At 71.9% G+C, this 24,672-nt stretch carries 18 protein-coding genes; 7 read left to right on the forward strand and 11 right to left on the reverse strand.

The features are described 5' to 3' along the window. The first annotated feature begins 12 nt into the window (after nt 1-12). The gene (locus IE269_RS23875; RefSeq protein WP_189825163.1) at nt 13-1,116 is read left to right on the forward strand and encodes a P1 family peptidase; all 1,104 of its coding nucleotides are present in this window, start codon (nt 13-15) and stop codon (nt 1,114-1,116) included. Nucleotides 1,117-1,395: 279 nt separating this feature from the next. Then, a complete protein-coding gene (locus IE269_RS23880) occupies nt 1,396-2,100 on the forward strand; it encodes a DUF6227 family protein (protein ID WP_189825397.1) in 705 nt (234 codons plus the stop codon). Nucleotides 2,101-2,121: 21 nt separating this feature from the next. On the opposite strand, the gene IE269_RS23885 is transcribed toward IE269_RS23880, so the two are convergent. The 5 genes from IE269_RS23885 to IE269_RS23905 form a co-directional block, all read right to left on the reverse strand. Next, nucleotides 2,122-4,821: a M4 family metallopeptidase gene (locus IE269_RS23885; protein ID WP_189825164.1), complete on the reverse strand. Its 2,700-nt coding sequence runs from the start codon at nt 4,819-4,821 to the stop codon at nt 2,122-2,124. Between the two features lie 307 nt (nt 4,822-5,128). Continuing rightward, the gene (locus IE269_RS23890; RefSeq protein WP_189825165.1) at nt 5,129-7,156 is read right to left on the reverse strand and encodes a PTS fructose transporter subunit IIABC; all 2,028 of its coding nucleotides are present in this window, start codon (nt 7,154-7,156) and stop codon (nt 5,129-5,131) included. 91 nt (nt 7,157-7,247) lie between these two features. Further along, complete coding sequence (pfkB, locus tag IE269_RS23895) at nt 7,248-8,195, reverse strand: 1-phosphofructokinase (protein ID WP_189825166.1); 948 nt, start codon at nt 8,193-8,195, stop codon at nt 7,248-7,250. A gap of 4 nt (nt 8,196-8,199) precedes the next feature. Further along, nucleotides 8,200-8,961: a DeoR/GlpR family DNA-binding transcription regulator gene (locus IE269_RS23900; protein WP_189825167.1), complete on the reverse strand. Its 762-nt coding sequence runs from the start codon at nt 8,959-8,961 to the stop codon at nt 8,200-8,202. Between the two features lie 313 nt (nt 8,962-9,274). Further along, on the reverse strand, nt 9,275-10,840 hold the full coding sequence (locus IE269_RS23905; protein ID WP_189825168.1) for an MFS transporter: 1,566 nt from the start codon (nt 10,838-10,840) through the stop codon (nt 9,275-9,277). A 63-nt stretch (nt 10,841-10,903) separates the two neighbouring features. Here IE269_RS23905 and IE269_RS23910 point away from each other — a divergent pair, with 63 nt between their 5' ends. Further along, complete coding sequence (locus tag IE269_RS23910; RefSeq protein WP_189825169.1) at nt 10,904-11,890, forward strand: helix-turn-helix transcriptional regulator; 987 nt, start codon at nt 10,904-10,906, stop codon at nt 11,888-11,890. 236 nt (nt 11,891-12,126) lie between these two features. Here IE269_RS23910 and IE269_RS23915 read toward each other — a convergent pair whose 3' ends face one another. Then, nucleotides 12,127-13,125, reverse strand: a complete 999-nt coding sequence (locus IE269_RS23915) for a sigma-70 family RNA polymerase sigma factor (protein WP_189825170.1) — start codon at nt 13,123-13,125, stop codon at nt 12,127-12,129. Nucleotides 13,126-13,304: 179 nt separating this feature from the next. Here IE269_RS23915 and IE269_RS23920 point away from each other — a divergent pair, with 179 nt between their 5' ends. Continuing rightward, on the forward strand, nt 13,305-13,862 hold the full coding sequence (locus tag IE269_RS23920) for a GNAT family N-acetyltransferase (protein WP_438817622.1): 558 nt from the start codon (nt 13,305-13,307) through the stop codon (nt 13,860-13,862). A gap of 48 nt (nt 13,863-13,910) precedes the next feature. Continuing rightward, a complete protein-coding gene (locus IE269_RS23925; protein WP_189825172.1) occupies nt 13,911-14,921 on the forward strand; it encodes a questin oxidase family protein in 1,011 nt (336 codons plus the stop codon). Between the two features lie 32 nt (nt 14,922-14,953). Here IE269_RS23925 and IE269_RS23930 read toward each other — a convergent pair whose 3' ends face one another. After that, entirely contained in the window at nt 14,954-15,736 is a 783-nt protein-coding gene (locus IE269_RS23930; RefSeq protein ID WP_189825173.1) for a dioxygenase family protein, read from the reverse strand. A 124-nt stretch (nt 15,737-15,860) separates the two neighbouring features. Between IE269_RS23930 and IE269_RS23935 the strand changes: the two genes are divergently transcribed. After that, nucleotides 15,861-16,388 carry a MarR family winged helix-turn-helix transcriptional regulator gene (locus tag IE269_RS23935; RefSeq protein WP_189825174.1) on the forward strand — a complete coding sequence of 176 codons (528 nt, stop codon included), beginning with the start codon at nt 15,861-15,863 and terminating at the stop codon, nt 16,386-16,388. 118 nt (nt 16,389-16,506) lie between these two features. Here IE269_RS23935 and IE269_RS23940 read toward each other — a convergent pair whose 3' ends face one another. Both IE269_RS23940 and IE269_RS23945 read right to left on the reverse strand, forming a co-directional pair. Continuing rightward, nucleotides 16,507-18,042 carry an MFS transporter gene (locus tag IE269_RS23940; protein ID WP_189825175.1) on the reverse strand — a complete coding sequence of 512 codons (1,536 nt, stop codon included), beginning with the start codon at nt 18,040-18,042 and terminating at the stop codon, nt 16,507-16,509. A gap of 88 nt (nt 18,043-18,130) precedes the next feature. Further along, nucleotides 18,131-18,799: a TetR/AcrR family transcriptional regulator gene (locus IE269_RS23945; protein ID WP_229898176.1), complete on the reverse strand. Its 669-nt coding sequence runs from the start codon at nt 18,797-18,799 to the stop codon at nt 18,131-18,133. A 285-nt stretch (nt 18,800-19,084) separates the two neighbouring features. Here IE269_RS23945 and IE269_RS23950 point away from each other — a divergent pair, with 285 nt between their 5' ends. After that, a complete protein-coding gene (locus IE269_RS23950) occupies nt 19,085-20,488 on the forward strand; it encodes a M6 family metalloprotease domain-containing protein (RefSeq protein ID WP_189825176.1) in 1,404 nt (467 codons plus the stop codon). A 27-nt stretch (nt 20,489-20,515) separates the two neighbouring features. Here IE269_RS23950 and IE269_RS23955 read toward each other — a convergent pair whose 3' ends face one another. Both IE269_RS23955 and IE269_RS23960 read right to left on the reverse strand, forming a co-directional pair. Next, a complete protein-coding gene (locus tag IE269_RS23955) occupies nt 20,516-22,588 on the reverse strand; it encodes a PIG-L family deacetylase (protein WP_229898177.1) in 2,073 nt (690 codons plus the stop codon). A gap of 107 nt (nt 22,589-22,695) precedes the next feature. Then, entirely contained in the window at nt 22,696-24,390 is a 1,695-nt protein-coding gene (locus IE269_RS23960; RefSeq protein ID WP_189825399.1) for a stealth family protein, read from the reverse strand. Between the last annotated feature and the right edge of the window lie 282 nt (nt 24,391-24,672).

Below are 24,672 nucleotides of genomic sequence, written 5' to 3' on the forward strand. Positions count from 1 at the left end.
TACGCAAGGTCCATGGACGCCCTCACCGGAAAGCCGGGACCGAACGACGCACTGACCGACGTGGCCGGCCTCCGGGTCGGCCACGCGCGCGTGGCAAGCGCCCTCGCCCTGACCGGGACCACCGTCGTGCTCGGACCCGAGGGCGGCTTCACCGCCGCCGTGGACGTACGGGGCGGCGGACCCGGCACCCGCGAGACGGACGCCCTGGACCCGCGCAACCTGGTGCAGCGCACCGACGCCATCGTGCTCACCGGCGGCAGTGCGTACGGGCTCGACGCGGCCTCCGGCGTGGTGGCCTGGCTGGAGGAGCACCGGCGCGGCTACCGCATAGGCCTTGACCCGGCGCAGGTGGTGCCCGTGGTGCCCGCCGCCTGCCTCTTCGACCTGGGGCGCGGCGGCGACTGGCACTGCCGCCCGGACGCGGCGACAGGACGTACCGCCGTGGAGGCCGCCGCGCGCACCGGCACCGGTGCACCGGTGGCACAGGGTGCGGTGGGCGCCGGCGCCGGTGCGGTGGCGGGCGGCCTCAAGGGCGGGGTGGGCACCGCGAGCGTGCTGCTGGACTCGGGGGCGACGGTGGCGGCACTGGTGGTGGTGAACGCGGTGGGCTCCCCCGTCGACCCGCTGACCGGTGTGCTGTACGGGATGTACCTCCAGGGGCCGGTGACGTACCCGCGCGAGGAGGTGCACCGGGAGGCGGTACGCCGTACCAAGGAGGCGCGCGAGGAATCCGCGCGACGGTACGCCGCCTCCGTGCGCCCCCCGCTGAACACGACCCTCGCGGTCGTCGCCACGGACGCCGCGCTCACCCGCGCGCAGGCGCACAAGCTGGCGGGCACCTCGCACGACGGCTTCGCCCGCGGCCTGCGTCCGGTGCACCAACTGACGGACGGTGACACGGTCTTCGCGCTCTCCACCGGTGAGCGGCCGCTGGTCGCCGAGCAGCACCCGGAATTCGCCGCCCAGTTGACGGCAGCCGCCCTCAACGAGGTGCTGGCGGCGGGCGCGGACACGGTGACGCGGGCGATCGTGAAGGCCGTCCGGGCGGCCGAGGGGGTCGACGGGCCGGGCGGGGTGTTCCCCGCATACCGGGACCTCTACCCCGCGGCGGTGTGAATCGTAGAACTGCGGTATTTCGGGGGCGGTTTGCGGGAACCTCTCGTACACCGCCCTTCGTTCAGAGGCAAATAAGTGCCATTCCCGGGGCACGATGTCAGACCCACCGGCTACTTTGAGTTCCGAGAGCGTCACACGCGGCGACGGCCTGGAGAAGCCTTGAACGATCCGTACGAGAACGAGAGCGACGGCCTCGACGCATACGACGGCCGTGACGAGTACGACGGCCTCGACGAAACCGACGGCCTCGAAACGACCGAGGAGCACCTCGGGCAGCTCCTGGGCCGCGCGCTGAACTCCTTCGACCTGCCCGACGAGACCGTCGAGCGCCTCCAGTCGGCGCTGGCGCACAGTTCCTCGCTGCGCTCTTCCCACCACAGCTCCGGCCTGCGCCGCTCCCTGCACCGGCACACGTTCCTGCTCACCGACGGCTCCTCCCTCACCCTGTGGGAGCTGGTGCACAACGCCGGCCGCGACCGGCACGTCCAGCACGAGCTGTACACGGACGTCGACGACGCCCGGCTGGCCGCGAACCGGCTGGCTCTCAGGGGCGGTTCGCACCCCGACGAGCCGCCGATGTTCCCCGAGCACCTGGAGGGCGAGGCCGACACGCTCTGCAGTCCCGTCGCCCACCCCGGCCGCCGGGCCCGGCGCTCCTTCGTGCCGGACGACTCCGCCGACCACGCCCGCCGCGTCCTGCGCCGCGCGGAGAACACGGACCGGCCCGGCGAGGAGACGGCCCGGCTGCTGATGGACGCGCTGGCGCACGAGATCACGCAGGTGTACGGGCGGCAGTGCCGCATCAAGGGAAGGGAAGTGGGCTTCACGCTGTACGAGCACGCGTTCCTGCTGCTGGACGGCAGCGAGTTCAGCCTCTGGGAGGTCGAGCACACGGCGACGCCGGACGGGCGGCACATGTGCGAGGTGTACGCGGACAAGCACACCGCCCGCGAGGCCATGGGGCTTCGCGGGCGGGTGCGGTGATCAACCGGAGCTATTCGGCGCTCACTTGCAGGTGCGGTGGGTCGGCTCGAAGCGGGTCACGATGTCCGTGCGGCCCGCGGTGCCGTCGATCCACACCACCTGACGGCCGTCGCCGTCCGCGTCGGCGTACCACTGCATGCCGCGGTTGCAGCTGACCCGCGCCGGGGTGCCGGGCCGGCTCAGCGAGACCTGCTTGAGCTTGGGCAGCTTGTCGTTGCTGGCCTCCACCCCGGCCAGGTCGGTGTACGTCACGTACCGGTCGGACGCGGTGACCTGCGCCGACAGCGGGGCGTTGGGCGAGGTCGCCGGGACGATGTCGGTGACGGTGCCCGCGCCGGTGAGCGCGCCCGCCCGGATCGCGGTCCGCGCGCCCGCGGCCCGGCCCTTCTCGGCCCACACCAGCTTGCCCTTGACCAGGGTGGTGCTGTTGGTCAGCGGCGAGGTGGCGCCGGTCTGGTCGGTGGGCAGGAACTGCTTCTCGACCTTGCCGGTGAGCATGTCGCGCACGGTCGGCGCGAAGACGGTGCCCTTCTCCGCCACCCAGTACTCGGTGTAGCCGAGCTTGCCGCCCTTGACGGAGATCGCCCAGGCGCCGTGGTCGGCGGGGATGGCCTCCGAGCGCTTGAGCGGGGAGCCCTTGTAGGAGGTGTAGAGGTACGACTGGCCGGCGCCGAAGTCCGTGGTGAGGACCGCGAGGTGGTCGCCGTCCAGCTTGATCTCGGTGGCCTGCTCGGTCTTGCTGCTGAACAGGGTCTTCAGCGGACCGCCCTTGAGGGAGCCGGTGACGATGTCGAACGAGTCGATGGCGTTGTTCTTGACCGTCAGCACCAGCGAGGCGAAGTTCTTGCCGTCGGTGGCCGGGTAGACGTACCAGCGCCCGTCGTCGGGGGTGAGCCGCTTCGGCTTGCCGCTGCCGTCGGTGCGGCCGGTGTAGAGGCCGGGGAAGGAGTCGCCCGTCGGGTCGGAGTTGGAGACGACGTAGCGTCCGCCCTCGGCCGCCGGGATGGAGTTGGTGTCGGTGATGTTGCCGACGAGGACCCGTGAGTCGGTGCCGGTGCGCTTCTCCCAGCCCCGGAAGATGCCGTGCTGGTCGAAGATCTTGGCGATCTTGCGCAGGTCGGCCTTGGACAGCTTGCTCGCCTTGCCCGCCGCGAGGATCGCGTCACGGCCGTCGGCGAAGTCGTCCAGCGGCGTCATGTACTCGGTGAGCGCCTTGTAGACGAGCTTGTCGGCGGTCAACGCGGAGAGCTGCTCGCGGATGTCCCACAGCGCGCCGGAGAAGATCGTCGAGTTGTAGTGCACACCGCCGTTGTCGACGCTGACCGGCAGGCCGATGTAGTCCTTGACCGCGCTGCGCCCGTCGTTGAGGTCGCGCAGGGCGCACTCCTTCGGCGTGCCGGTCCGGCAGAGGTCCTCGCCGACGAGCCCGGCGCTCGGGTCGGTCGACGGGGTGCCCTTGGCGTCGGCCTCGATGGCGTTGCCGAAGTAGTCGGCGAGGCCTTCGTTCATGGAGCCGGACTGGTTGATGTAGAGGAGGTTGGCGCTGTTGGTGATCACGCCGTGCGTCATCTCGTGACCGGCCACGTCCATGGCCGCCGCGAAGGAGTAGTACGTGGGTCCGCCGCCGCCGTACACCATTTTGGTGCCGTCCCAGAAGGCGTTCAGGTACGGCTTCCCGGTGGAGGTGCGGACGTTGACGACGGAGAGGATCGTGCCGCCCTTGCCGTCGATGCCCTCGCGGCCGAACTTCTTCTTGTAGAAGTCGTAGACCTTGGCGGAGTTGATGTGCGCGTTGATCGCGCCCGTCTCGCCGGCGGCCGCGGGGTAGTCGGCGGTCGGGTTCGGCATGGGCTTCATCCCGGCCGGCATCCTGCCGCTGAACTGGCCCGAGGGGCGGCCCTCCGCGTCGTAGGTGTCGATGCGGGTGGGGTTGGTGAGGTCGGAGAGACGGTACGTGCCGTCGTCCTGCCGGGCGATGTTGATCGGCTGCGTCTTGCCGTGCACGTCGACGCCGGTGCCGGTGGCCGGGGTCTCGGCGTGCATCTGCGACTCGTGCTGGAGGGTGACGGAACCGGTGTGCGCGTCGACGTACACCTCGCGCGCCTGCTCCTCGCCGGTGTTCACGTCGGTGGAGGTGACCGTGTAGTGCCGGGTGAGGCTGCCCGACTTCCCGGCGCCGCCGACGCCGCCGGGCAGGACCACCAGGCCGTGCTCCTCGGCGGTGGCGGCCTTGCGGGCGCGCGGGTCGGTGACGGTGGCGAGCGCGCGGCCCTTGGACGCCTTCGGGTCGAGGGTGGGGGTGGTGTCGACCGTGAGGTCGGTGAAGTACGTGCCGCCGGCGCCGGTGACGTCGCGGTCGGTGCCCTGTGCCTGGAGGTGGACGAGGTACTGCGCGCCGAGGACCTTGACGCCCTGGTGGTACTGCTGGAAGCGCACCGTGCTGCCGGTGTGCGGCAGGGCCTTGAGGTCGGCCGCCTTGGTGCTGACGTGATAGCGGTCGGCGTTGGCGGCGAGGTGCCCCCGGGCCGCGCTCTCCGCGTTGCCGCCGCTCGCGTCCTCGGCGAGGCCGGTCACCAGGCGCGGGGCCTTGGTGCCCTCCCCCGCGACGGTCGCCGGCACCGGGTCGGGGTCCGCGGGCGCGGCGGGCGCCGCGAAGACCTGCGGGGCGGTCAGACCCGCGAGGAGGGCGGCTGCGGCGAGTACCGCGGCGGCTCTGGGCAAGGGGGGTATGGAGCGTCTGGACACCGGGCCTCCGGAACGAGGGGTGAGCATGACAAGGTCGACGGTGTGCCATCCTCACAGGTGCGCGGCCGCTCCAGGAGTCACTTGCGCACGGTTGTCCTGATGGTGAACACGTGGTCGCCCGAGTTGGGCGCAGTTGCCTGTGAAAGCGCTGTCACTGGTCGAGCGTTTTCGGCCAGCGGCTCGTTCCGTACAGCGGAAACCCGCCCCCGCGCGGTGGGCGCGGGGGCGGGTTTCCGGGTTCGTACGGTACGGATTCGTACGGTTCGCACTTGTACGGTACGGATCAGGCGGCGACGGTGACCTTCTCCTCCGCCGTGGCGGCCGGCGCGGTCTGCGGCTTCCGGCGCATCCCCTTGAGGAGGACGACCAGCCCGGTGGTCACCAGCACACCGGCGGCGATGGCCACCAGGTACAGCAGCGGGTTGCCGACCAGCGGGGCCACGAACACGCCGCCGTGCGGGGCGCGCAGCGTGTTGCCGAAGGCCATCGACAGTGCGCCGGTGACCGCACCGCCGGCCATGGACGCGGGGATGACCCGCAGCGGGTCGGCGGCCGCGAACGGGATCGCGCCCTCGGTGATGAAGGACGCCCCGAGCACCCAGGCGGCCTTGCCGTTCTCCCGCTCGGTCTTGGTGAACAGCTTGCCGCGCACGGTGGTGGCCAGCGCCATCGCCAGCGGCGGCACCATGCCCGCGGCCATCACGGCGGCCATGACCTTGAGGTTGCCGTCGTTGGGGTTGTCGGCGATGCCGCCGATGGCGAAGGCGTACGCGACCTTGTTGAGCGGGCCGCCCAGGTCGAAGCACATCATCAGGCCGAGGATGATGCCCAATACGATCGCATTGGTACCGGACATACTGCCCAGCCAGTCGGTCAGCGCCGACTGCAGCTTGGCGATGGGCTCGCCGATGACCAGAAACATCAGGAAGCCGACGACGATCGAGGAGATCAGCGGGATCACCACGACCGGCATGATGCCGCGCAGGGCGGCCGGGATGCGCACCTTCTGGATCGCGAGGACCACCGCACCCGCGAGCAGACCGGCCACCAGGCCGCCGAGGAAACCGGCCTTGATGGTGACCGCGATCGAGCCGCCGACGAAGCCGGGCACGAGTCCTGGCCGGTCGGCCATTCCGTACGCGATGTAACCGGCCAGCACCGGTATCAGGAACGCGAAGGCCAGGCCGCCGATCTGGAACAGCAGCGCCGCCCAGCTGGTGTGGTCGCCCCAGGCGAAGTGCTCCATCACCGAAGGCGCTTTGTCGATTTTGTAACCGCCGATGGCGAAGCCGAGGGCTATCAGCAGGCCGCCCGCCGCGACGAACGGGACCATGTAGCTGACGCCGCTCATCAGCCAGGTGCGGAGCTTCGCGCCGTAGCTCTCGTCGGCCTCGCCCGACTCCTCGACCGGGGTCCCCTTCGCGGGTGCCGCGGAAACGTCACCTCGGGCCGCCTTCTCCTTGGCCTCGGCGATGAGTTCGAGGGGCCGGTTGATGCCCGCCTTGACGCCGACGTCGACCGTCGGCTTCCCGGCGAAGCGCTCGCGGTCCCGGACCGGCACGTCGTGGGCGAAGATCACCGCGTCGGCGGCGGCGATCACGGCCGGGTCGAGGCGGGTGAAGCCGGAGGAGCCCTGCGGCTCGACGGTGAGCTGCACGCCGTCGCCGTTGCCGGCCTGTTCGAGGGCTTCGGCGGCCATGTAGGTGTGCGCGATGCCGGTGGGGCAGGAGGTGACGGCGACGATACGGAAGGGGCTTCCGGCGTCGGGGGCGGCCGGTGTCACCGGGGCCGGTGCGTCCGCTGTCACCGGGGCCGGTGCCTGCGCGGCGGCCTCCGGTGCCGGTGCGTCCGCTGTGGCCGGTGCCGGTGTCTCGTCGCCCCGGATCAGCGCCGCCGCCGACTCCGGGTCCGCCACCGCCCGCAGCGCGTCCGTGAACGCGGTGTTCATCAGGTGCCGGGCCAGGCTGGAGAGGATCGTCAGGTGGGCGTCGTCCGCGCCCGCCGGGGCGGCGATCAGGAAGATCAGGTCCGCCGGGCCGTCCGTCGCACCGAAGTCGACACCGGCAGCGCTGCGTCCGAAGGCGAGCGTCGGCTCGGTGACGTGGGCGCTGCGGCAGTGCGGGATGCCGATGCCGCCCTCCAGGCCGGTCGGCATCTGCGCCTCGCGGGCCGCGACGTCGGCGAGGAAGCCGTCGAGGTCGGTGACCCTGCCGAGCCCCACCATCCGGGTCGCCAGCGAACGTGCCGCTTCTTGTTTGGTGTCGGCGGCCAGGTCGAGGTCGACCAGGTCCGCGGTGATCATCTGGCTCATCGCGGGCTCCTTTGCACGGATGTCACGGATGTCCGCACGGATGCGGAAGGTGCGGGAAGGGGTGCGGCAGGCTGCGGGAAGTTCAGGGGGCTCACGGCGCGGGCTCCGTCAGTGCGCGGTCCAGCGGGACGTCCGCCGTCACCGTCACCGCCGCCGGGTCCAGGTCCGCCGGGGTCGGCATCACGCTGCCCGGCAGCCGTACCGCCGCCGCACCGTGCGCCACCGCCGCCGCGAGGGCCTCAGGGCCTTCGCCTCCGGCCGCCAGGAACCCGGCGAGCGAGGCGTCGCCGGCGCCGACGTTGCTCCGTACGACATCGACCGTCGCCGAGCCGAACCACGCACCGGCACCGGTGACCAGGAGCTGACCGTCGGCACCCAGGCTCGCGAGCACCGACCGTGCGCCCAGGGCACGCAGGTCCTCGGCCGCGGCGACGGCGTCGCCGACCGTCTTGAGCGGCCGTCCGACCGCTTCGGCCAGCTCCTCCGCGTTGGGCTTCACCACGTCGGGTCGTTCGCGCAGGGCCGCCAGCAGGGAGGGCCCCGAGGTGTCGAGGGCGATCCGCGCCCCCGCCTCGTGGGCGCGGGCCACCAGGGCGGCGTACCACTCGGGGGCGAGGCCGCGCGGGAGGCTGCCGCAGCAGGCGATCCAGTCGGCGTCGGCGGAGTGCGCGCGCACAGTGGCGAGCAGTGCCTCCGACTCGGCGGAAGTGAGCTCCGGGCCCGGTGCGTTGATTTTGGTGAGGGCGCCGTCGGGTTCGGCGACGGAGATGTTGGAGCGGGTCTGTCCTGTCACCGGCACTGGTGCCACCGTGATGCCCTCGGCACGCAGGAGTTCGGCGACCAGGGCGCCGGGGGCGCCGCCGAGCGGGAGGACGGCGAGGGTGTCGTGTCCGGCGGCGGCGACCGCGCGCGAGACGTTGACGCCCTTGCCGCCGGGGTCCATCCGGTCGGAGGTGGCCCGCAGCACTTCGCCTCGCATCAGGGAGGGGACCTCGTAGGTGCGGTCGAGGCTGGGGTTGGGGGTGACGGTCAGGATCATCGGGTCACACTCGCTGTACTTCGGTTCCGGCCGCCTCGATGGCGGCTGCGTCCTCGGGGCTGAGCCCGGAGTCGGTGATCAGCAGATCCACGTCCGCGAGGTCCCCGAACCGCGCGAAGTGCTCCTGCCCGTGCTTGGCGGAGTCGGCGAGCAGCACGACCCGGCGGGCCGAGGCGATCACCGCCCGCTTGACCGCCGCTTCGGCGAGGTCGGGGGTGGTCAGGCCGTGGCGTACGGAGAATCCGTTGGCGCCGAGGAGGACGACGTCGGCGCGGATCTCGCCGTACGCACGCAGTGCCCAGGCGTCGACGGCGGCGCGCGTGCGGTGCCGTACCCGGCCGCCGACCAGGTGGAGGTCTATCCCCGGGTGGTCGGCGAGGCGGGCGGCGACCGGCAGGGAGTGCGTGACGACGGTCAGGCCGCACTCCAGCGGGAACAGCGCCGCGAGGCGGGCCGTCGTCGTGCCGGCGTCGAGGACGACGCTGCCCTCGGTGGGCAGTTCGGCGGCGGCGGCCTGGGCGATGCGGTCCTTCTCGTCGGCGGCGGCGCTCTCGCGCTCGGCGAGGTCGGGCTCGAAGTCGAGCCGCCCGGCGGGGATGGCGCCGCCGTGGACGCGGCGCAGGAGGCCGGCCCGGTCGAGGGTCTTGAGGTCGCGGCGGACGGTCTCGGCGGTGACCTGGAAGGTGTCGGCCAGGGACAGTACGTCGACGCGGCCGCCCTCGCGGGCGAGGCGGAGGATTTCTTGCTGGCGCTCCGGTGCGTACATGTGGGTTTACGTCCGTTCGATGCCCGAACCTGTGGTTTCTCTGGCAGAGTACGCCCATTTTGGGGTGCAGGTAAACACATACGGGCCTTGTTCGGGCGTGAACGGGCTTTGGTCCTCCGAGGGGGCGGGCTGTGCGGGCCCTCTGGCCTGGCAAGAGGGCCCCTGACCCGCCCCTTCACCTAAAGCGCTCGCCGCGCGGCTTTGTGGTGGGTTGCTCGCGCAGTCCCCCGCGCCCCTGGAGGGGCCCGGAAATGCGTCAGGCCCGCTCGGTCGGGGACCGGGCGGGCCTGAAGCCGCAGGAGGGGGTGGGGCGTCACGCCGTCAGGGCGGGCTCCTTGTGGAGGTCGTCGGACGGGGGCGCCGTGTCCGGCGCCTCGTGGCCCGACGTCTTCTTCGGCAGCGCGAACATCAGCAGGAAGATGACGATCAGGACGCCGACGACCCAGCCCAGCGCGCTCTGGAACGCGTCCACGTACGCCGGACCGATCGCGCTCTTCGCCCCCTTGGCCAGCTCCAGCTTGTCGTCGATGACCCCGAAGAAGACCACGGACACCAGGCCGATGCCGAAGGCGTTGCCGGTCTGCCCGGTCGTGTTGATCAGACCCGACGCCGAACCCGCGTGCTCCTTGGGCACCTCGGAGAGCACCGCGTCGGTGAGCGGCGCGACGATCAGGCCCATGCTCAGGCCCATCACGATCAGCGGCAGCGCCATCTGGACGGAGGAGATGTCCGCACCGAAGTGGTTGGCCTCCCAGATGTAGAGCAGCAGCCCGGTCGCCATGGTGAGCGCACCCGCCTGCAGCACCTTGCGCCCGAAGCGCGGCACCAGCTTCTGCACCGAGATGCCCGCCGCCACCGAGACCGCGATGGAGAAGGGGATGCCGGTGACGCCCGCGCGCAGTGCGCTCCAGCCGAGGCCGATCTGCATGTACAGCGTCCACACCATGAAGAAGATGCCGCTGAAGACACCGAAGGTGAGCTGCACCGCGATGCCCGCCGCGAAGCTCTTCACCTTGAACAGCGACAGTTCCACGAGCGGGGATCCGTCGCGCCGGGTCTTCCACTTCTCGTACGCGACGAAGACGCCCAGGATCACCAGGCTGCCCGCCATCGACAGGTAGCCCCACAGTGGCCAGTCCAGCTCGCGGCCCCGGGTCAGCGGGTAGATCAGCGCCAGCAGGCCCAGCACCACCAGGGCGACGCCCGGCAGGTCCAGCTTCAGCGCGCGCGGCGCCTTGGACTCGGTGATGAACTTGGCGCCCAGGATCAGCCCGGCGATGCCGACGGGCAGGTTGATCAGGAAGATCGGGCGCCATTCGAGGCCGAAGAGATTCCACTCGGTGAGCAGCGCGCCCAGCAGCGGGCCGGTGACCGCGCCGAGGCCGACGATCGCACCGAACAGGCCGAAGACCTTGCCGCGCTCGTGCGCGGGGAAGGTGGCGTGCACGATGGAGAGCACCTGCGGGACCATCAGCGCCGCCGTCGCACCCTGGAGGACCCGGGAGGCGACCAGGACGTCCGGGTTCGCGGCGAAGCCGCAGAGCGCGGAGGCGACGGTGAAGCCGCCGATGCCGATGAGGAACAGCCGCTTGCGGCCGTAGATGTCGCCGAGGCGGCCGCCCGTGATGAGCCCGGCGGCGAACGCGAGCGCGTAACCGGCGGTGATCCACTGGATGGCGCTGAAGGTCGCGCCCAGGCTGTTCTGGATGCTGGGGATGGCGATGTTGACGATCGTCACGTCGACCAGGTCCATGAAGGCGGCGGTCATCACGATGGCGAGCGCGAACCAGCGGCGGCGGTCGCCGACGGCAGGGGCTTCGGGTGCTGCGGCAGATATCGGGGACGCTGCGGGAGTCCCCGACGGGGGTGCTGATGTCATGTCGATGACGTTAGTCCCCATGTAGGTCACGCTGTGTCCCACATCCCCCGCATCCTTGGTGTTATGACCGACACACCGGCACGGCTGCTGCAATTGCTCTCGCTGCTTCAGACGCCCCGCGAATGGCCGGGCAGCGAACTCGCCGACCGTCTCGACGTCTCGCGCCGCACGGTGCGCAGGGACATCGACCGGCTCCGGGACCTGGGATATCCGGTGCAGGCGACGATGGGCGCGGAGGGCGGGTACCGCCTGGTGGCGGGCAAGGCGATGCCACCCCTGGTGCTGGACGACGAGGAGGCGGTGGCGATCGCGGTGGGCCTGCGGGCCGGCGCCGGGCACGCCGTCGAGGGCATCGAGGAGGCGTCGGTGCGGGCGCTCGCCAAGCTGGAGCAGGTGCTGCCGTCGCGGCTGCGCCACCAGGTCTCGGCGCTCCAGGCCGCGACGGTGCCGCTGACCAGCGGCGACGGGGCGAGCATCGATCCGCAGACGCTGACCGTGATGGCGGGGGCGGCGGCCGGGCAGGAGCGGCTGCGGTTCGCCTACCGCTCCGGCGACGGTACGGCCACCAAGCGCCTGGTCGAGCCGCACCGGCTGGTCAGCACGGGGCGCCGCTGGTACCTGGTGGCGTACGACATCGACCGGGAGGACTGGCGGACGTTCCGGGTGGACCGGGTGAGCGAGCCGTTCGCGACGGGGGCGCGTTTTGTGCCGCGGGGGCTGCCGACGGGGAACGCGGCGGACTTCCTGCGGCAGTCGATGAAGGCCTTGAGCGGTGCGGCGGGGCGGGACGAGCCGATCCGGCTGGTGGCGACGTTCGAGGCGCCCGCCGCCTTCGTCGCGGCGCGGCTGCCGCACGCGATGGGGGTGCCGGTGGCGACGGGCGAGAACACCTGCCGCCTGGAGGTGGAGCTGGCCGACTCGCCGGAGTGGGTGGGGCTGCGGCTGGCGCTGGTGGACTGCGAGTTCACGGTCGAGGAGCCGCCGGCGCTGGTGGAGTACCTGGCGTCGCTGGGGGCGCGCATCGGGCGGGCGGTCGGCCCGGCCGCGTGAAACGGCGGGGCGCGGTCGGCACGGCCGCGTGAGACGACGAGGCGCTGTCGGCCCGACCGCGTAGAGGCGGTTGGTGGGGAGCCCCGGCGCTCGGGGGGAGATGCGCCGGGGCTTCGTCCCGGGAAGGACCCGGCGGCCGGGGTGGGTGGTGGCCGCCGCGTCGTGGTCTGTGCCGTACGCCCGCACCGCCGTCCCGAAGACGGCGTGCGGCGTACGGGGAGGGCCGCGGGCGGGGCTTACGCCGCCGCGTCGAAGCCCGTGTCGTGGGCCATCTTCTTCAGTTCGAGCAGCGCGTGCTTCTCGATCTGGCGGATGCGCTCACGGGTGAGGCCGTGCTCCTTGCCGACCTCGGTGAGCGTGCGCTCGCGGCCGTCCTCGATGCCGTACCGCATGCGGATGATCGAGGCCGTGCGCTGGTCGAGCTTGCCTATGAGGTCTTCCAGCTCCTCGCTGCGCAGCATGGAGAGCACCGACTGCTCGGGCGAGACCGCGGAGGTGTCCTCCAGCAGGTCGCCGAACTGGGTCTCGCCGCCGTCGTCGACCGGCATGTTCAGCGAGACCGGGTCGCGGGCCCAGTCGAGCACGTCGCTGATGCGCTGCGGCTTGGCGTCGAGCTCCTTGGCGATCTCCTCGTGCTCGGGATCGCGGCCGTTCTCCCGGTTGAACTCGCGCTGGACGCGGCGGATGCGGCCCAGCTCCTCCACCAGGTGCACGGGCAGGCGGATCGTGCGCGACTGGTCGGCGATCGAGCGGGTGATGGCCTGGCGGATCCACCAGGTCGCGTACGTGGAGAACTTGAAGCCCTTGGCGTAGTCGAACTTCTCGACGGCGCGCACCAGGCCGGCGTTGCCCTCCTGGATGAGATCGAGCAGGGGCAGACCGCTGCGCGGGTAACGGCGGGCAACGGCCACGACCAGGCGCAGGTTGGACCGGATGAAGAGGTCCTTGGCCCGCTCCCCCGCCTCGTAGAGCGCTTCCAGCTCTTCGCGGGATGCGACACCCGCCTCCTGGGAGTCCTCCACCTCGCCGTCGAGTATCTGGCGTGCGTACACACCGGCTTCGATGGTCTGGGACAGCTCGACTTCCTTGGCGGCGTCGAGCAGGGGCGTCCGTGCTATCTCGTCGAGGTACATGCCGACCAGGTCGCGGTCGGCGATCTCCCCGCCTACGGCGCGAACGCTGCTGGCCCTGGTCGATCCGGTCGAGGACCGACGGGCGACGGCACGGGTTGCCATGCGGGTGCTCCCTTGCGTGTGTAGGTCGCTGGTGTGGCTGTGGCTGCCGGGACTCCTTGCGGGTTCCCTGCTTCCAAAAGAACCAACGGCTGGAATCCGGACAGAATTCCCCTCACCCGCACTCAATTTCGTGATCTTGCAGTACCCTGTCGCCCCACCGAGGAGGAATCTTGGCCCAAATCACCACAGAAGTGCAGGTCAGAGCGGGTGTGGAGGCTGATCTGGAGGGCCTCACCGACCTTTACAACCACTTCATCAGTGAGACGTCGATCACCTTCGACGTGACGCCTTTCACGCCCGAGGAGCGCCGCCCGTGGCTGCTCTCCCACCCTGAAGACGGCCCCTACCGCTTGATGGTTGCTCGCGATGTCCGAAGTGCCCGAATTCTGGGTTACGCGACGAGCAGTCCGTTCCGCCCGAAGGCCGCCTACGGCACCTCCGTCGAGACGACCGTCTACTGCGCGCCCGACGCGGGCGGGCGCGGCATCGGCACGCTCCTGTACGACGCGCTGTTCGCCGCGCTCGCCAAGGAGGACGTGCACCGCGCGTACGCGGGCATCACCCAGCCCAACGAGGCCTCGGCCCGGCTGCACGCGCGCTTCGGCTTCGCGCAGGTGGGGCTGTTCCGCGAGGTGGGCCGCAAGTTCGACCGGTACTGGGACGTCGCCTGGTACGAGAAGGACCTGAGCGGCCCGGACGCACCCCCGGGCGCAGGCGCACTCGGTCGCGCGGACTAGGTCCCGCGCCCGTTACGCGGCCCCGGCGGTGCACCTACTGTCCGGCGCATGGACACCACGGGGATCTACGACGAGGCACTGACGCGGCTGCACTCCTTCGGGCCCGAGCGGCTGGGGCGGCTCACCAATCACGCGCCGATGGCCGTGGAGGCGCTCGCCGCACGCGGCCGGGCCCGGGCCGTGCACCGGTGGCTCGACGTGTACGAGGCCAAGCTGGAGGACTTCCCCTCCGCCCACGCGCGGGTGACGGACGAGAACTGGGCCGGGGCGCTCGGTGATCCGCGCCGGGCCGCCGACTGGATCGCGTACTTCGAGCGCCTGCTGGCCGAGCGCCCCTGGCGTGACGTGCTCGCCCAGTGGTGGCCGCGGCTGCTGCCGGGGATGTACGGGGGTTCCACGCATCCGGTGATCCGGGTCGGGCACACGGTGCGCGGGCTGCTGGCGCAGGAGGGCGCGCCCCGGCTGACCGAGCTGGCGCACGGGCTCGGCTACTGGGCCGCCCGCCACCACACGGCCCCCGAGGTCGTGCCGGTGCCGGGTGCGGTGAGCGCCGCCGGGGCGCTGGACGCCGTACCGGCGCTGGAGGTACGGGACGGGGGCTTCCCGCAGCGGCTGGCGCGGGTGTCGCGGCTGCCGGTGTGGGCCCCGGCTCCCGCGACACCTCAAGAGGCGCGCGAAAAGCTGACAGAGCTGGTGCGCGCGGCGGTGCACCGGTACGCCACGCACGGGCACGGCGAGGAGACCATGCTGGTGCACGCCTCGACCGCCCCGAACGCCGTGCTGCGGGTGCTGCCGGCGCTGCCGCAGGCGCTGTGGACGCCGAGTCTGCACGCGGCCTGGACGGCGTCGGCGGCGGTGACCGCGATGTACGCGCCCGACGCGGCGGTCGCCCACCGGCCCCGGGCGCAGGGGATGGCACCGGAGGAGGTGTTCGAGCGGGCCGCCGCGCACGGTGACGAGCACGTGGTGAAGTTCGCCGACACCGCGCTGGACGTCGGCGACGAGCACGCCCTGTCGTCCGCGCTGTACGCGGTGGAGCTCGGTGAGCCGCTCCTGTGAAAGTGAGCCGCTCCTCTGGTGCAGGCCGGCGGTCAGCCGAACTGGAGCGAGCGCTTGGCCAGACCCATCCAGAAGCCGTCGATGACGCTGCGGCCGTCGCCGAGCTCCCCCTCGGCCGCGCCCAGCGTCACGAACAGCGGGGCGAAGTGCTCGGTGCGCGGGTGCGCGAGGCGGCCGGCCGGGGCCTTGTGCTCGAAGTCGAGCAGGGCGTCCACGTCACCGGCGGCCAGCGCCCGCTGCCCCCAGTCGTCGAACTCCGCCGACCAGTTCGGCACACCGGGGCCGGTGTGCCGAAGTGCCGCCAGGTTGTGGGTGAAGAAGCCGCTGCCGACGATCAGTACGCCCTCGTCCCGCAACGGTGCGAGTTTGCGCCCGATGTCCATGAGCTTCTGCGGGTCCAGCGTCGGCATCGACACCTGGAGCACGGGGATGTCCGCGCCCGGAAACATCTCCACGAGGGGGACGTACGCACCGTGGTCCAACCCCCGATCGGGTACGTCCTGGACCGGCGTCCCCGCGCCTCGCAGCAGCCCGCGCACCGCTCGCGCCAGTGCCGGTGCGCCCGGGGCCGCGTACTCGACCGCGTAATAGTGCTCCGGGAAGCCCCAGAAGTCGTACACGAGCGGCACCGCCTCGGTGGCCCCCAGCGCCAGTGGCGCCTCCTCCCAGTGGGCGGAGACGACCAGAATGGCGGTGGGGCGGGGCAGCCCGGCGGACCAGGCGGCGAGTTCGCCCGGCCAGAGGGGATCATCCGCGAGTGGCGGCGCCCCGTGGCTGAGATAGAGGGCGGGCATGCGTTCCGCGGTGGCCACCATGACGGATCTCCGGTCTGTCGAACCCTGCTGAATGCTGTTGACCTTGCTTGAATCTTCAAGCGTTACTGCACGAGCCTAGCGCGAGCTAGTTTAAGTTTCAATGAGAGGCTTTACAGTGGAGCGCATGAGCACCAAGAAGAGCGCGGCCCGCACCGAGGAACCCTCCGCCGAGCCGCGCTGGCTCACCGAGGGGGAGCAGCGCGTGTGGCGCGCGTACATCCATGCCACCACGCTCCTCGACGACACGCTCGACCGCCAGCTCCAGCGCGACGCGGGCATGCCGCACATGTACTACGGGCTGCTGGTGCAGCTCGCCCAGGCGCCCGGCCGCAAGCTGCGGATGACGGAGCTGGCGAAGAACATGAAGATCACCCGTTCCCGGCTCTCGCACGCGGTGGCCCGGCTGGAGAAGAACGGCTGGGTGCGCCGTCAGGACTGCCCCTCCGACAAGCGCGGCCAGAACGCCTTCCTCACGGACGAGGGGTTCGAGGTCCTCAAGGGGGCCGCTCCGGGACACGTGTCACTCGTACGAAAAGCCATGTTCGACCGCCTCAGCGAGGAACAGGTGCGTCAGCTCGGCGAGATCATGTGCGTGATCGCCGACGGGCTGGAGCCCACCGGCACGGGCGCGGACCTGCCCTGGCTGCGCTGAGCCCCGGCACCCCCTGCATCCCGCCCCGGCACCCCGGCACACAGGTCTGCCCCGGTCCCGCTGACCGTCACAGCAGCGGGACCGGGGCAGAGTTCGACGGGGGCCGAAAGGGCCTGTGTCAGTGCGCGACGACCGGGATGCGCACCTCGTCCTCGGCACCCTGACCGTCGCCGGAGGACACCGACGTGGTGCCCGGGCGTCCGGTGGTGATGAGGGCGAACGCGATGCCCGCCGAGATCACCAGGATGCCGACCGCCCACCAGATGGCGCTGGCGTAACCGTGCACCATGGCCTGCGCCTGGAGCAGCTGCTCGTTGGTGGCGCCGGCGGCGTGCGAGGCGACGTACGCCGTGGTGGCGCTCGCCGCGATGGTGTTCAGCAGGGCGGTGCCGATCGCGCCGCCGACCTGCTGCGAGGTGTTCACCATGGCGGAGGCGACACCCGCGTCGCGGGCCTCGACGCCGTGCGTGGCGAGCGACATGGCCGGCATGAACGCCGTACCCATGCCGAGGCCGAGCAGCAGCTGCGCGGGCAGGATCAGACCGGCGTACGAGGAGCCGATCTCCAGCTGGGTGAGCAGCAGCATGCCGAGGGCGGCGACCAGGAAGCCGGGGCCCATCAGCAGGCGCGGCGGAACCCGGGTCATCAGTCGGGCGCCGATCTGGGTGGAGCCCGTGATCATGCCCGCGATCATCGGCAGGAAGGCGAAGCCGGTCATGACGGGCGAGTAGCCCTTCACGATCTGGAGGTAGTACGTGAGGAACAGGAACAGGCCGAACATCGAGATGACGGCGAGGCCCAGCGAGGCGTAGACACCGCCGCGGTTGCGCTCCAGCAGGACGCGCAGGGGCAGCAGCGGGTTCTTCACCCGTGCCTCGACGGCCACGAAGGCGGCCAGCAGGACGACTGCGGCGGCGAACAGGCCGAGCGTGGAGGCGGCCAGCCAGCCGTCGCCCTCGGCGCGCGTGAAGCCGTACACCAGGGCCACCAGGCCGAGGGTGGAGAGCACCACGCCCGGGATGTCGAGCGGGGCGCGGTTGCGGCCGCCGGCGGGCTCGCGGATGAAGAGGTAGGCGCCGACGGCGGCGACCACCGCGAAGGGGATGTTGACGAAGAAGGTCCAGCGCCAGTTCAGGTACTCGGTGAGGAAGCCGCCGAGGATCAGGCCGACCGCACCGCCACCGCCGGCGATGGCGCCGAAGATGCCGAACGCCTTGGCGCGCTCCTTCATGTCGGTGAAGGTCACCGCCAGGAGGGAGAGCGCGGCGGGCGCCAGGAGGGCGCCGAAGACGCCCTGGAGGGCGCGGGAGCCGAGCATCATCGCCTGGCCGGTCGCGGCACCGCCGAGGGCGGAGGCGGCCGCGAAGCCGATCAGGCCGACGAGGAAGGTGCGCTTGCGGCCCCACAGGTCGGCGATGCGGCCGCCGAAGAGCAGCAGACCGCCGAAGGCGAGGGCGTAGGCGGTGATGACCCATTGCCGGTTGGCGTCGGAGATGCCGAGGTCCTGCTGGGCGGACGGCAGCGCGATGTTCACGATCGTCGCGTCCAGGACCACCATCAGCTGGGCGAGCGCGATGAAGACGAGCGCCTTCCAGCGGTTGGGGTCGGGTATGGACTCGGCCTTGAGGGAGGGGTTGAGGTCTGTTTTCGGCATGGGAGTAGCCACCTAGGGGTGCGAAAGGCAGGAAAACGGGCGCAGGCCGCGCTGGTGTGCGCAGTCAGCTACTGAGGTCGGCGGGGGTCTACTGAGGTCGGCGGAGGTCTTCCAGGGTTGCCGCGCTGCCCGGCAGCTCGGAGCGTGCGGGCGCTTCGAGCCCGTCGAGGAACAGCTGCAGATGGCGGTGGACGAACTGGTCGAAGTTCACGCAGCCGCCGCTTCCGGGCAGCGGGCGGGTGAGCTGGGACAGCGCCACCATGAGGTCTCCGACGGCGACGTCGGCGCGGAGACGGCCGGCCTTCCTGGCCCGGTCCATGAGGTCTTCGACAGCCGCTTCGAGACGCTCGCGTCCGGCGAGCAGGTCCTCGTGGTTCTTGTCGAAGCCCTCGGACAGCATGGGGCACAAAGCCCCGATCCGCTCGTCGGCGGCCTCGTGGACGAAGCGCCGCAGGGCCTCGAAGGGGTCGCCGCCCTCTTCGGAGACGGTACGGACGGCGGCCTCGGCCCGCTCGGCCACCCGGGACATCACCGACAGCACGACCTCGTGCACGAGGTCGGCGCGGTCAGGGAAGTGCCGGTAGAGCGTGGCGTTGCCGATCACCGCGCGGCGGGCGATCTCGTCGAACGGAACGTCCGGCCCCTGCTCGACGAACATCTCGCGGGCCGCCGCGACGATCCGCTCCCTGTTGCGCAGGGCGTCGGCGCGCGGGCGCGGGACGCTGCGCACTGCGGGTGTTCCGGTTCCGCTCGACACTGCGGCTCTCCTGACTCCGTACGGACTGACTCCCTACGGACCGACTCCGTAGGGACTGCCGGAGAAACGGGGATCAGCTCCCCACTTCCTGCGGACACAGTTCCAAACGGGGATTCGGTCCCCGGTTATTTCCACCACCGCATGTGACCTGGATCACAAGCCGCCCCACCTTCGGCCCACCCAACGCGCGCCTCCGCACCCCCCGCCGGAGGGTGGGCGAACAGGAGCAGTCGGGACTGTCCGGGACGGAACGGACAGGGCTGCGTGGAGCGGAAGGCGATTCCCATGCAGCAGCCGCGCCCCCGCCCCGGCATAACCGGCGGCCCCCTCCCCACCCCGGAAGGCCGCCCCCGCCGGGTCCGCAGGGGCCCGCGCCGCGCGCTCACCCTGGCCGCTCTGGCGGCCCTCAGCCTCGCCGCCGTGACCTCGGCGAGCACCTCGCTCGGGGACACCGGCCGGGTCGCGGCCGGACCGGCCGGAACGCTCCGCGCGGGCCAGGGCACGACCGTACGGACACAAGTGCAGCCCGAGGGTCCGCCGGGCTCCCCGGAGGCCGCGGAGGCGGCCGCGCAGCCGTGCCGCATCGCGGGCACCCGGGGCGTGCAGATGTCCGAGGGGATGCCCACCCCGCCCGGCTACACCCGCTCGACCGGCGAGGTCCGCGCCCTCAACCTGATGATCGACTTCTCGGACGCGCCCGGCGCGGGCCGGGCCCTGGACCGCTTCCAGGAGTTCGCCCCGCAGACCGCCGCCTGGTTCGAGACCAGCAGCTACGGGCGACTGCGGTACACCCCGGAGGCGCCGATCACCGACTGGCTGCGGATGCCGCTGCCGTTCGCCGAGTACGGGATAGAGCGCGGCGCCCCCTTCGAGCCGGGCTACCAGCAGCTGGTGCAGGACATCGTCACCATGGCGGACCCCCAGGTCGACTTCTCCGCCTACGACTTGGTGAACATCCTGGTCACCCCGAACGCGGGCCCCTCCGCCCTGGAGACCGTCCTGTCGGTGACCTTCTCCGGCAATCACGAGGCACCGGTCGCGGACGGAGTTCCGCTGGCCAACACCTCGTTCGTCTACAGCCGCCAGGACGACGGCTCCGGTTCGTACGCGGAGACCGGCTTCAGGGTGCTGCCGCACGAGAACGGGCACGTCTTCGGGCTGCCGGACCTGTACACCACCGACGGCGGCGCCTCCGTGGGGCACTGGGACATCATGTCCGAGGACTGGGGGGCCAACAACGACCTGCTGGGCTGGCACAAGTGGAAGCTGGGCTGGCTGGACGCCCGGCAGGTCGGCTGCGCGTCCCGCCCCGGCCGCACCGAGCTGACCCTGGCCCCGCTGTCCTCCCCCACCGGCGACCGCAAGCTGGCGTTCGTCCCGCTCGACAACGCGTCCGGGTACGCGGTCGAGGTGCGCACCCGGGGCGGCAACGACGACGCGGTCTGCAAGCCCGGTGTGCTGATCTACCGGGTGGACGCCGACGTGGACACCGGCAACGGGCCCATCACCGTCGCCGACAGCGAACGCGACAGCGGCGGCTGCACCCGCCGTCCCAACGTCCACCTGGAGCTCTCCGACGCCCCCTTCGAGCCCGGTACGTCCTTCACCGACCGGGAGCGCCGGGTGCGCGTCGACGTCCTCGGCAGCGACGAGTCGGGCAACCACCGGGTGCGGATCACCCGCAGGTGAGCCCGGCCGCCGCGCCCCACGAAGGCGTCAGGCGGAGGTGACCCCCGGCACCGGCACCGTCTGCAGGGTCGCGTCCGGCGCCAGGCGGGCCAGCAGTGTCTGACCCGAGGCGGTGGCCGCGAGGGTGGCCGCCCCGACCACCGTGCCGGTGACGCTGGACCAGCGCGGCACCTCCGCCGTGCCCAGGGTGGCCAGGCTGGTGCCGCCGTCGTTGTTGCGGGCGGCGAGCAGGATGCTGCCGTCCGGCTCCGTGTGCAGGGCGAGCGCCCCGTAACCCCGGGCCACCAGCCCGGTGCGTACGGGAGTCCACGTCTTGCCGTCGGCGGCCAGCCGGTACGCCAGCGGCTCGGACGTGCCGCCCGCCCGGTAGGCCAGCAGCAGGGTGCCGTCCGGGCGCGCCAGGACGGCCGGCGGGTCGGCCGGTACCGGCAGCCCGGTCGCGGTGAACGTCACGGGCCCCTTGGGGCGCTGCTGCCGCCAGTGGTGCACGGTTCCCTGGGAGCTGCCGAAGACGTGCACGCGCCCCGCCTTGTCGGTGACGGCACACAGCCCCTCCTGCACCTCGGCGCCGCCCAGGTCCTGCCAGGGGCTCCAGCTGCCGTCGGCGCCGCGCTTGCGGCAGGAGACGCCCCTGGCCCAGTTGCGGACGAACAGCCAGACCGTGCCGTCGCCCGCGGTCGCCACCACGGGCGCGCCGACGCGGCGGCCGTGCCCCGGGTCCTTCTCGGGGTTGCCGAGCGACACCCAGGCGCCGAACGGGCCGCCCACGCGCGTCTGTACGGCCGTGACGATCTCCCGGCGGTTGTCCTTGGCCTTGGCGCCCAGTTCGGCGATCCGCGCCGCGTACAGCTGCCTGCGGCCGTCCTTGTGCTGGGTGACCGCGAGTCCCGGCAGCAGCCCGTCGCCGCCGAGCATGCGCGGCTCGGACCAGGTGCCCTCGACCTCGTCGGTCTGCCGCCACATGGCGGCCTGCCCGGACAGCACCGCGAAGGCGGTCAGGGTCTTGTCCGCGTCCAGGAGCAGCTGGGGTGCGGCGGTGGGATGCCGGTGGGAGGTGCGCTGCACCCAGCCGGTGCCCCGGGAGCGGTTGCGGCCGACGTCGTAGTCGCCGCAGCCGGCGACGAAGTCGCAGCCCTCGGGGGTGCCGCCGTAGGCGTTCAGGGCGTTCACCTTGCCGCCGATGACGCGCCGGGGCAGGTTGTGGGGCCAGCGCTCGTTGTAGTAGCCGCGGTAGGAGACCACCGCGCAGGGCGTTCCCTTGCGCTTCTTGAGGTGCTTGGCGAGGGCGGCCTGCGTGAACAGGGCGGCGACGGTGTGGTCGGGGTGGTCGGAGTAGCCGGGCTGGTCGTGGTGGAGCCGGTGCCGGGCGTCGTGGATCTGCCGGTCCGGGTCGGCGTCCAGCATCCGTACGAGGGTGGGCTCGTGGCGGTCCATGAGGTGCACCAGCGCCTCGATCAGCGAGCGGCGGGTGACGCGGGACGGGTCGGTCACCGGGGAGCCGGTGCTGACCAGGGTGCCGCTGACCATGTCCGGGTCCAGCCACATCTTCGGCAGGGTCTGGTTGCCGGGGCGCGGGCCGCCGGGGCCGTGCTGGCGCACGCCCAGGAAGACGAGCCGGACGCCCTCGTGGTCGTCGAGGGTGCTGGTCTCCACCCGCATCCCGCCGGGCAGTTCCTCGGCCCGGGAGGTCCACGTGGCCTTGGGGTCGCCGGTGGCCATGAACGCGTACGCCTGGCGCAGGCCCTGGCGGCGGGCGCCCGCGTAACCGGGGATGTCGGATTTGAATTTGGACTTGGGCTGGCCGGGGACCCGGTTGCGGCCGCTGCTCTCGCCGCAGTTGATGTAGATGCTGACGATGGTGTCGTTGGCGTCCAGGGACTGCTGCGTCTCCGGGTTCATGAAGTACAGGTCGTCGTCCGGGTGGGCGAGCACCTGGAGCACCCGGGTGCCGCTCTTGCCGTCCTCGCCGGGCTGCACGGCGGCGCGCGGCGCGGGCTGCTTGTCGGCGAGGTGCGCGCCCGGCACGTCGGACGGCGGGGGCCCGACGGACGTGCGGGAGGTGCAGCCCACGGCGGTGGCCGCGACGGCGAGTCCGGCCACGACGGCTCGGCGAGAAGGCAGGGGGCGCACGGCGACTCTCTTGCGGACGGGCCGGGCGACTCCGGCGGGACAGGACGGGCCGGATCTGCTCCGGCTGAAGGAACGATTCAGCCGGACGGCAGCTCGTACCGGCTGGGCACCGGGAAGTAGGTCTCCAGGAACGGGCGCAGCAGCGCGTTGCTGCGTGCCATGTCCGCTTCCGTGGAGAGGGTGTCGTTGAGGCAGAAGGCGGCCTTGTCGCGGTCCAGGAGCAGCCGGTCGAGGCGGTTGGCGGCGTTCGGCTTGGAGACGTCGATGTAGGAGTACTCGATGTCGCTGGGCAGCGCGCGCCGGGTGTGGAACGCGTAGTAGTGGTACAGCGACGACGGGATGGCGATGTCGCTGCTGCTGCGGAAGCGCTGTGCGGCGGTCTGCCGGTGCTGCTCGGCGAACTCCGTCTCGATCTCCGCGAGCACCGTGCGCGACAGTGCGTGCGGGACGTGCCGCATCTTGCCGACGGGGGTGGTGCCGAAGCGCTCCTCTATGAGGGCGCGGTTGTTCTTGCCGGCGATGGAGACGGGGACGTCGTCGGGGCCGGGCGGGCCGAGGGGCACCAGCGCCGGTGACGGGAAGAACTTGGTGAGGCCGTTGGAGAGGAAGAAGTCCTTGGGGGACGCCTCCTCGCCGAGGAAGACGTCGTCGTTGAAGTAGAGGAAGTGCTCGGCGAGCCCCTCGATGTGGTGCAGCTGGCTCTCGATGGCGTGCGAGTTGAACGTCGGCAGCACCGAGGGGTCGCGGAAGATCTCGCGGTGGCTGACCACCTTGAGGCCCGGCTGCGAGGTGTCCAGCCACGCGGGGGTCTGGTCGTCGGTGACCAGGTGGATCGTGCGCACCCAGGGGGCGTACATCTCCAGGGAGCGCAGGGAGTAGCGCAGTTCCTCGTGGTCGGCGTACCGGGCGGCGTTGGCGGCCTCCTCGTGGTACGAGGTGCCGCTGACGGAGGCGCGGCGCTCCAGCCAGGCGGGGTCGGAGCCGTCCACCCAGGTGTAGACGACGTCGACCGGGAAGGGGATGTCGTCGGGCAGGACGGTGACGAACTCCTCGCGGGTGCGCACCGTCACCGACGAGGTGTCGCGCGTGCCGTGCGGCGCGGTGAACGTCGCCACGGGCACCTCGACCGACTCGGCGGCGACGGCCACCGACTCGGTGACGGCGTTGCGGCGCAGCGCGGGGGCGGTCAGCCGGTCGTCGGTCTCGCGGGTCCAGAACTCGACCTCGCAGCCGCTCTCGGGGCCCAGGACCAGGCGGCGGGTGGCGTCGGTGCGGTACCAGAACAGGTGCACCGAGGCGGCGCGCTCGTAGCGGCGCCAACCCGCGCCGCGGTAGGCGGGGGCGACGCGCGGCTTGTCGTCGCCGTGGGCGCCGAAGTAGCCGGGGAGGGTGTGGCACAGCTCCTGGAGGGTTTCCAGGGTGCGGCCCCGGTCGACCGCGGAGACGGCGACGGTGGTGGTGCCGGTCTGGCTGCCCCGTACGCAGAAGTAGTCGATGTCCGCGGCCTCCAGGGCGGCGGTGACGGCCGCGAGGTTGGCTCTGCGGGCCGTCTGGGGGGAGAGCCGCTCCTCGGTGAAGGCGATGCGCGGGCGGCCGTCCACGGCGACGACAGCGCCGCCGGAGGAGGCGATCAGCGGGCGGTGCTGGGCGCCGAGGCGGGCGTTGCGGACCTGGCGGACGCCCTGGACGACGGTGGCGGCGCTGACGGCCTTCTTGATGCCGCGGCGCATCTCGGGCGAGTACCGCCCGGCTATCGCGCGCCGCAGCCGCATCGGGGTGACCTTGCGGTACGCGGCGACCAGCGGGGACGACTCGGTGTTCACGGCACCGGCGGCACGCACGGCGGGGCTGCCGCCGGCGGAGGCGCCGGGGGCACCGGCACCGGCACCGGTGACAGCGGAAGCACCGGCGTCGGCGGAAGCACCGGTGCCGGTGGCAGCCGGTGCTGACGGTGCCGAGGAGCTGTCGGCGTCGTCGGTCGCGGCCGTCGGTACGGACGGCCCCACGGCCTGCCGCACGGTCGCCTTCGCGTCCTCGATCTGCTTCATTACCCC

It is taken from the genome of Streptomyces spiroverticillatus (genome assembly GCA_014650415.1).
In the GTDB taxonomy this organism is placed as follows: domain Bacteria; phylum Actinomycetota; class Actinomycetes; order Streptomycetales; family Streptomycetaceae; genus Streptomyces; species Streptomyces spiroverticillatus.

Excerpts from the sequence above, each read along its gene's own strand:
- IE269_RS23875 (WP_189825163.1), top strand. The coding sequence starts at position 13 with ATGGACGCCCTCACCGGAAAGCCGGGACCGAACGACGCACTGACCGAC.
- IE269_RS23890 (WP_189825165.1), bottom strand. The coding sequence starts at position 7,156 with ATGAGCCAGATGATCACCGCGGACCTGGTCGACCTCGACCTGGCCGCC.
- pfkB (WP_189825166.1), bottom strand. The coding sequence starts at position 8,195 with ATGATCCTGACCGTCACCCCCAACCCCAGCCTCGACCGCACCTACGAG.
- IE269_RS23900 (WP_189825167.1), bottom strand. The coding sequence starts at position 8,961 with ATGTACGCACCGGAGCGCCAGCAAGAAATCCTCCGCCTCGCCCGCGAG.
- IE269_RS23905 (WP_189825168.1), bottom strand. The coding sequence starts at position 10,840 with ATGACATCAGCACCCCCGTCGGGGACTCCCGCAGCGTCCCCGATATCT.
- IE269_RS23910 (WP_189825169.1), top strand. The coding sequence starts at position 10,904 with ATGACCGACACACCGGCACGGCTGCTGCAATTGCTCTCGCTGCTTCAG.
- IE269_RS23915 (WP_189825170.1), bottom strand. The coding sequence starts at position 13,125 with ATGGCAACCCGTGCCGTCGCCCGTCGGTCCTCGACCGGATCGACCAGG.
- IE269_RS23925 (WP_189825172.1), top strand. The coding sequence starts at position 13,911 with ATGGACACCACGGGGATCTACGACGAGGCACTGACGCGGCTGCACTCC.
- IE269_RS23930 (WP_189825173.1), bottom strand. The coding sequence starts at position 15,736 with ATGGTGGCCACCGCGGAACGCATGCCCGCCCTCTATCTCAGCCACGGG.
- IE269_RS23935 (WP_189825174.1), top strand. The coding sequence starts at position 15,861 with ATGAGCACCAAGAAGAGCGCGGCCCGCACCGAGGAACCCTCCGCCGAG.
- IE269_RS23940 (WP_189825175.1), bottom strand. The coding sequence starts at position 18,042 with ATGCCGAAAACAGACCTCAACCCCTCCCTCAAGGCCGAGTCCATACCC.
- IE269_RS23950 (WP_189825176.1), top strand. The coding sequence starts at position 19,085 with ATGCAGCAGCCGCGCCCCCGCCCCGGCATAACCGGCGGCCCCCTCCCC.
- IE269_RS23960 (WP_189825399.1), bottom strand. The coding sequence starts at position 24,390 with ATGCGGCTGCGGCGCGCGATAGCCGGGCGGTACTCGCCCGAGATGCGC.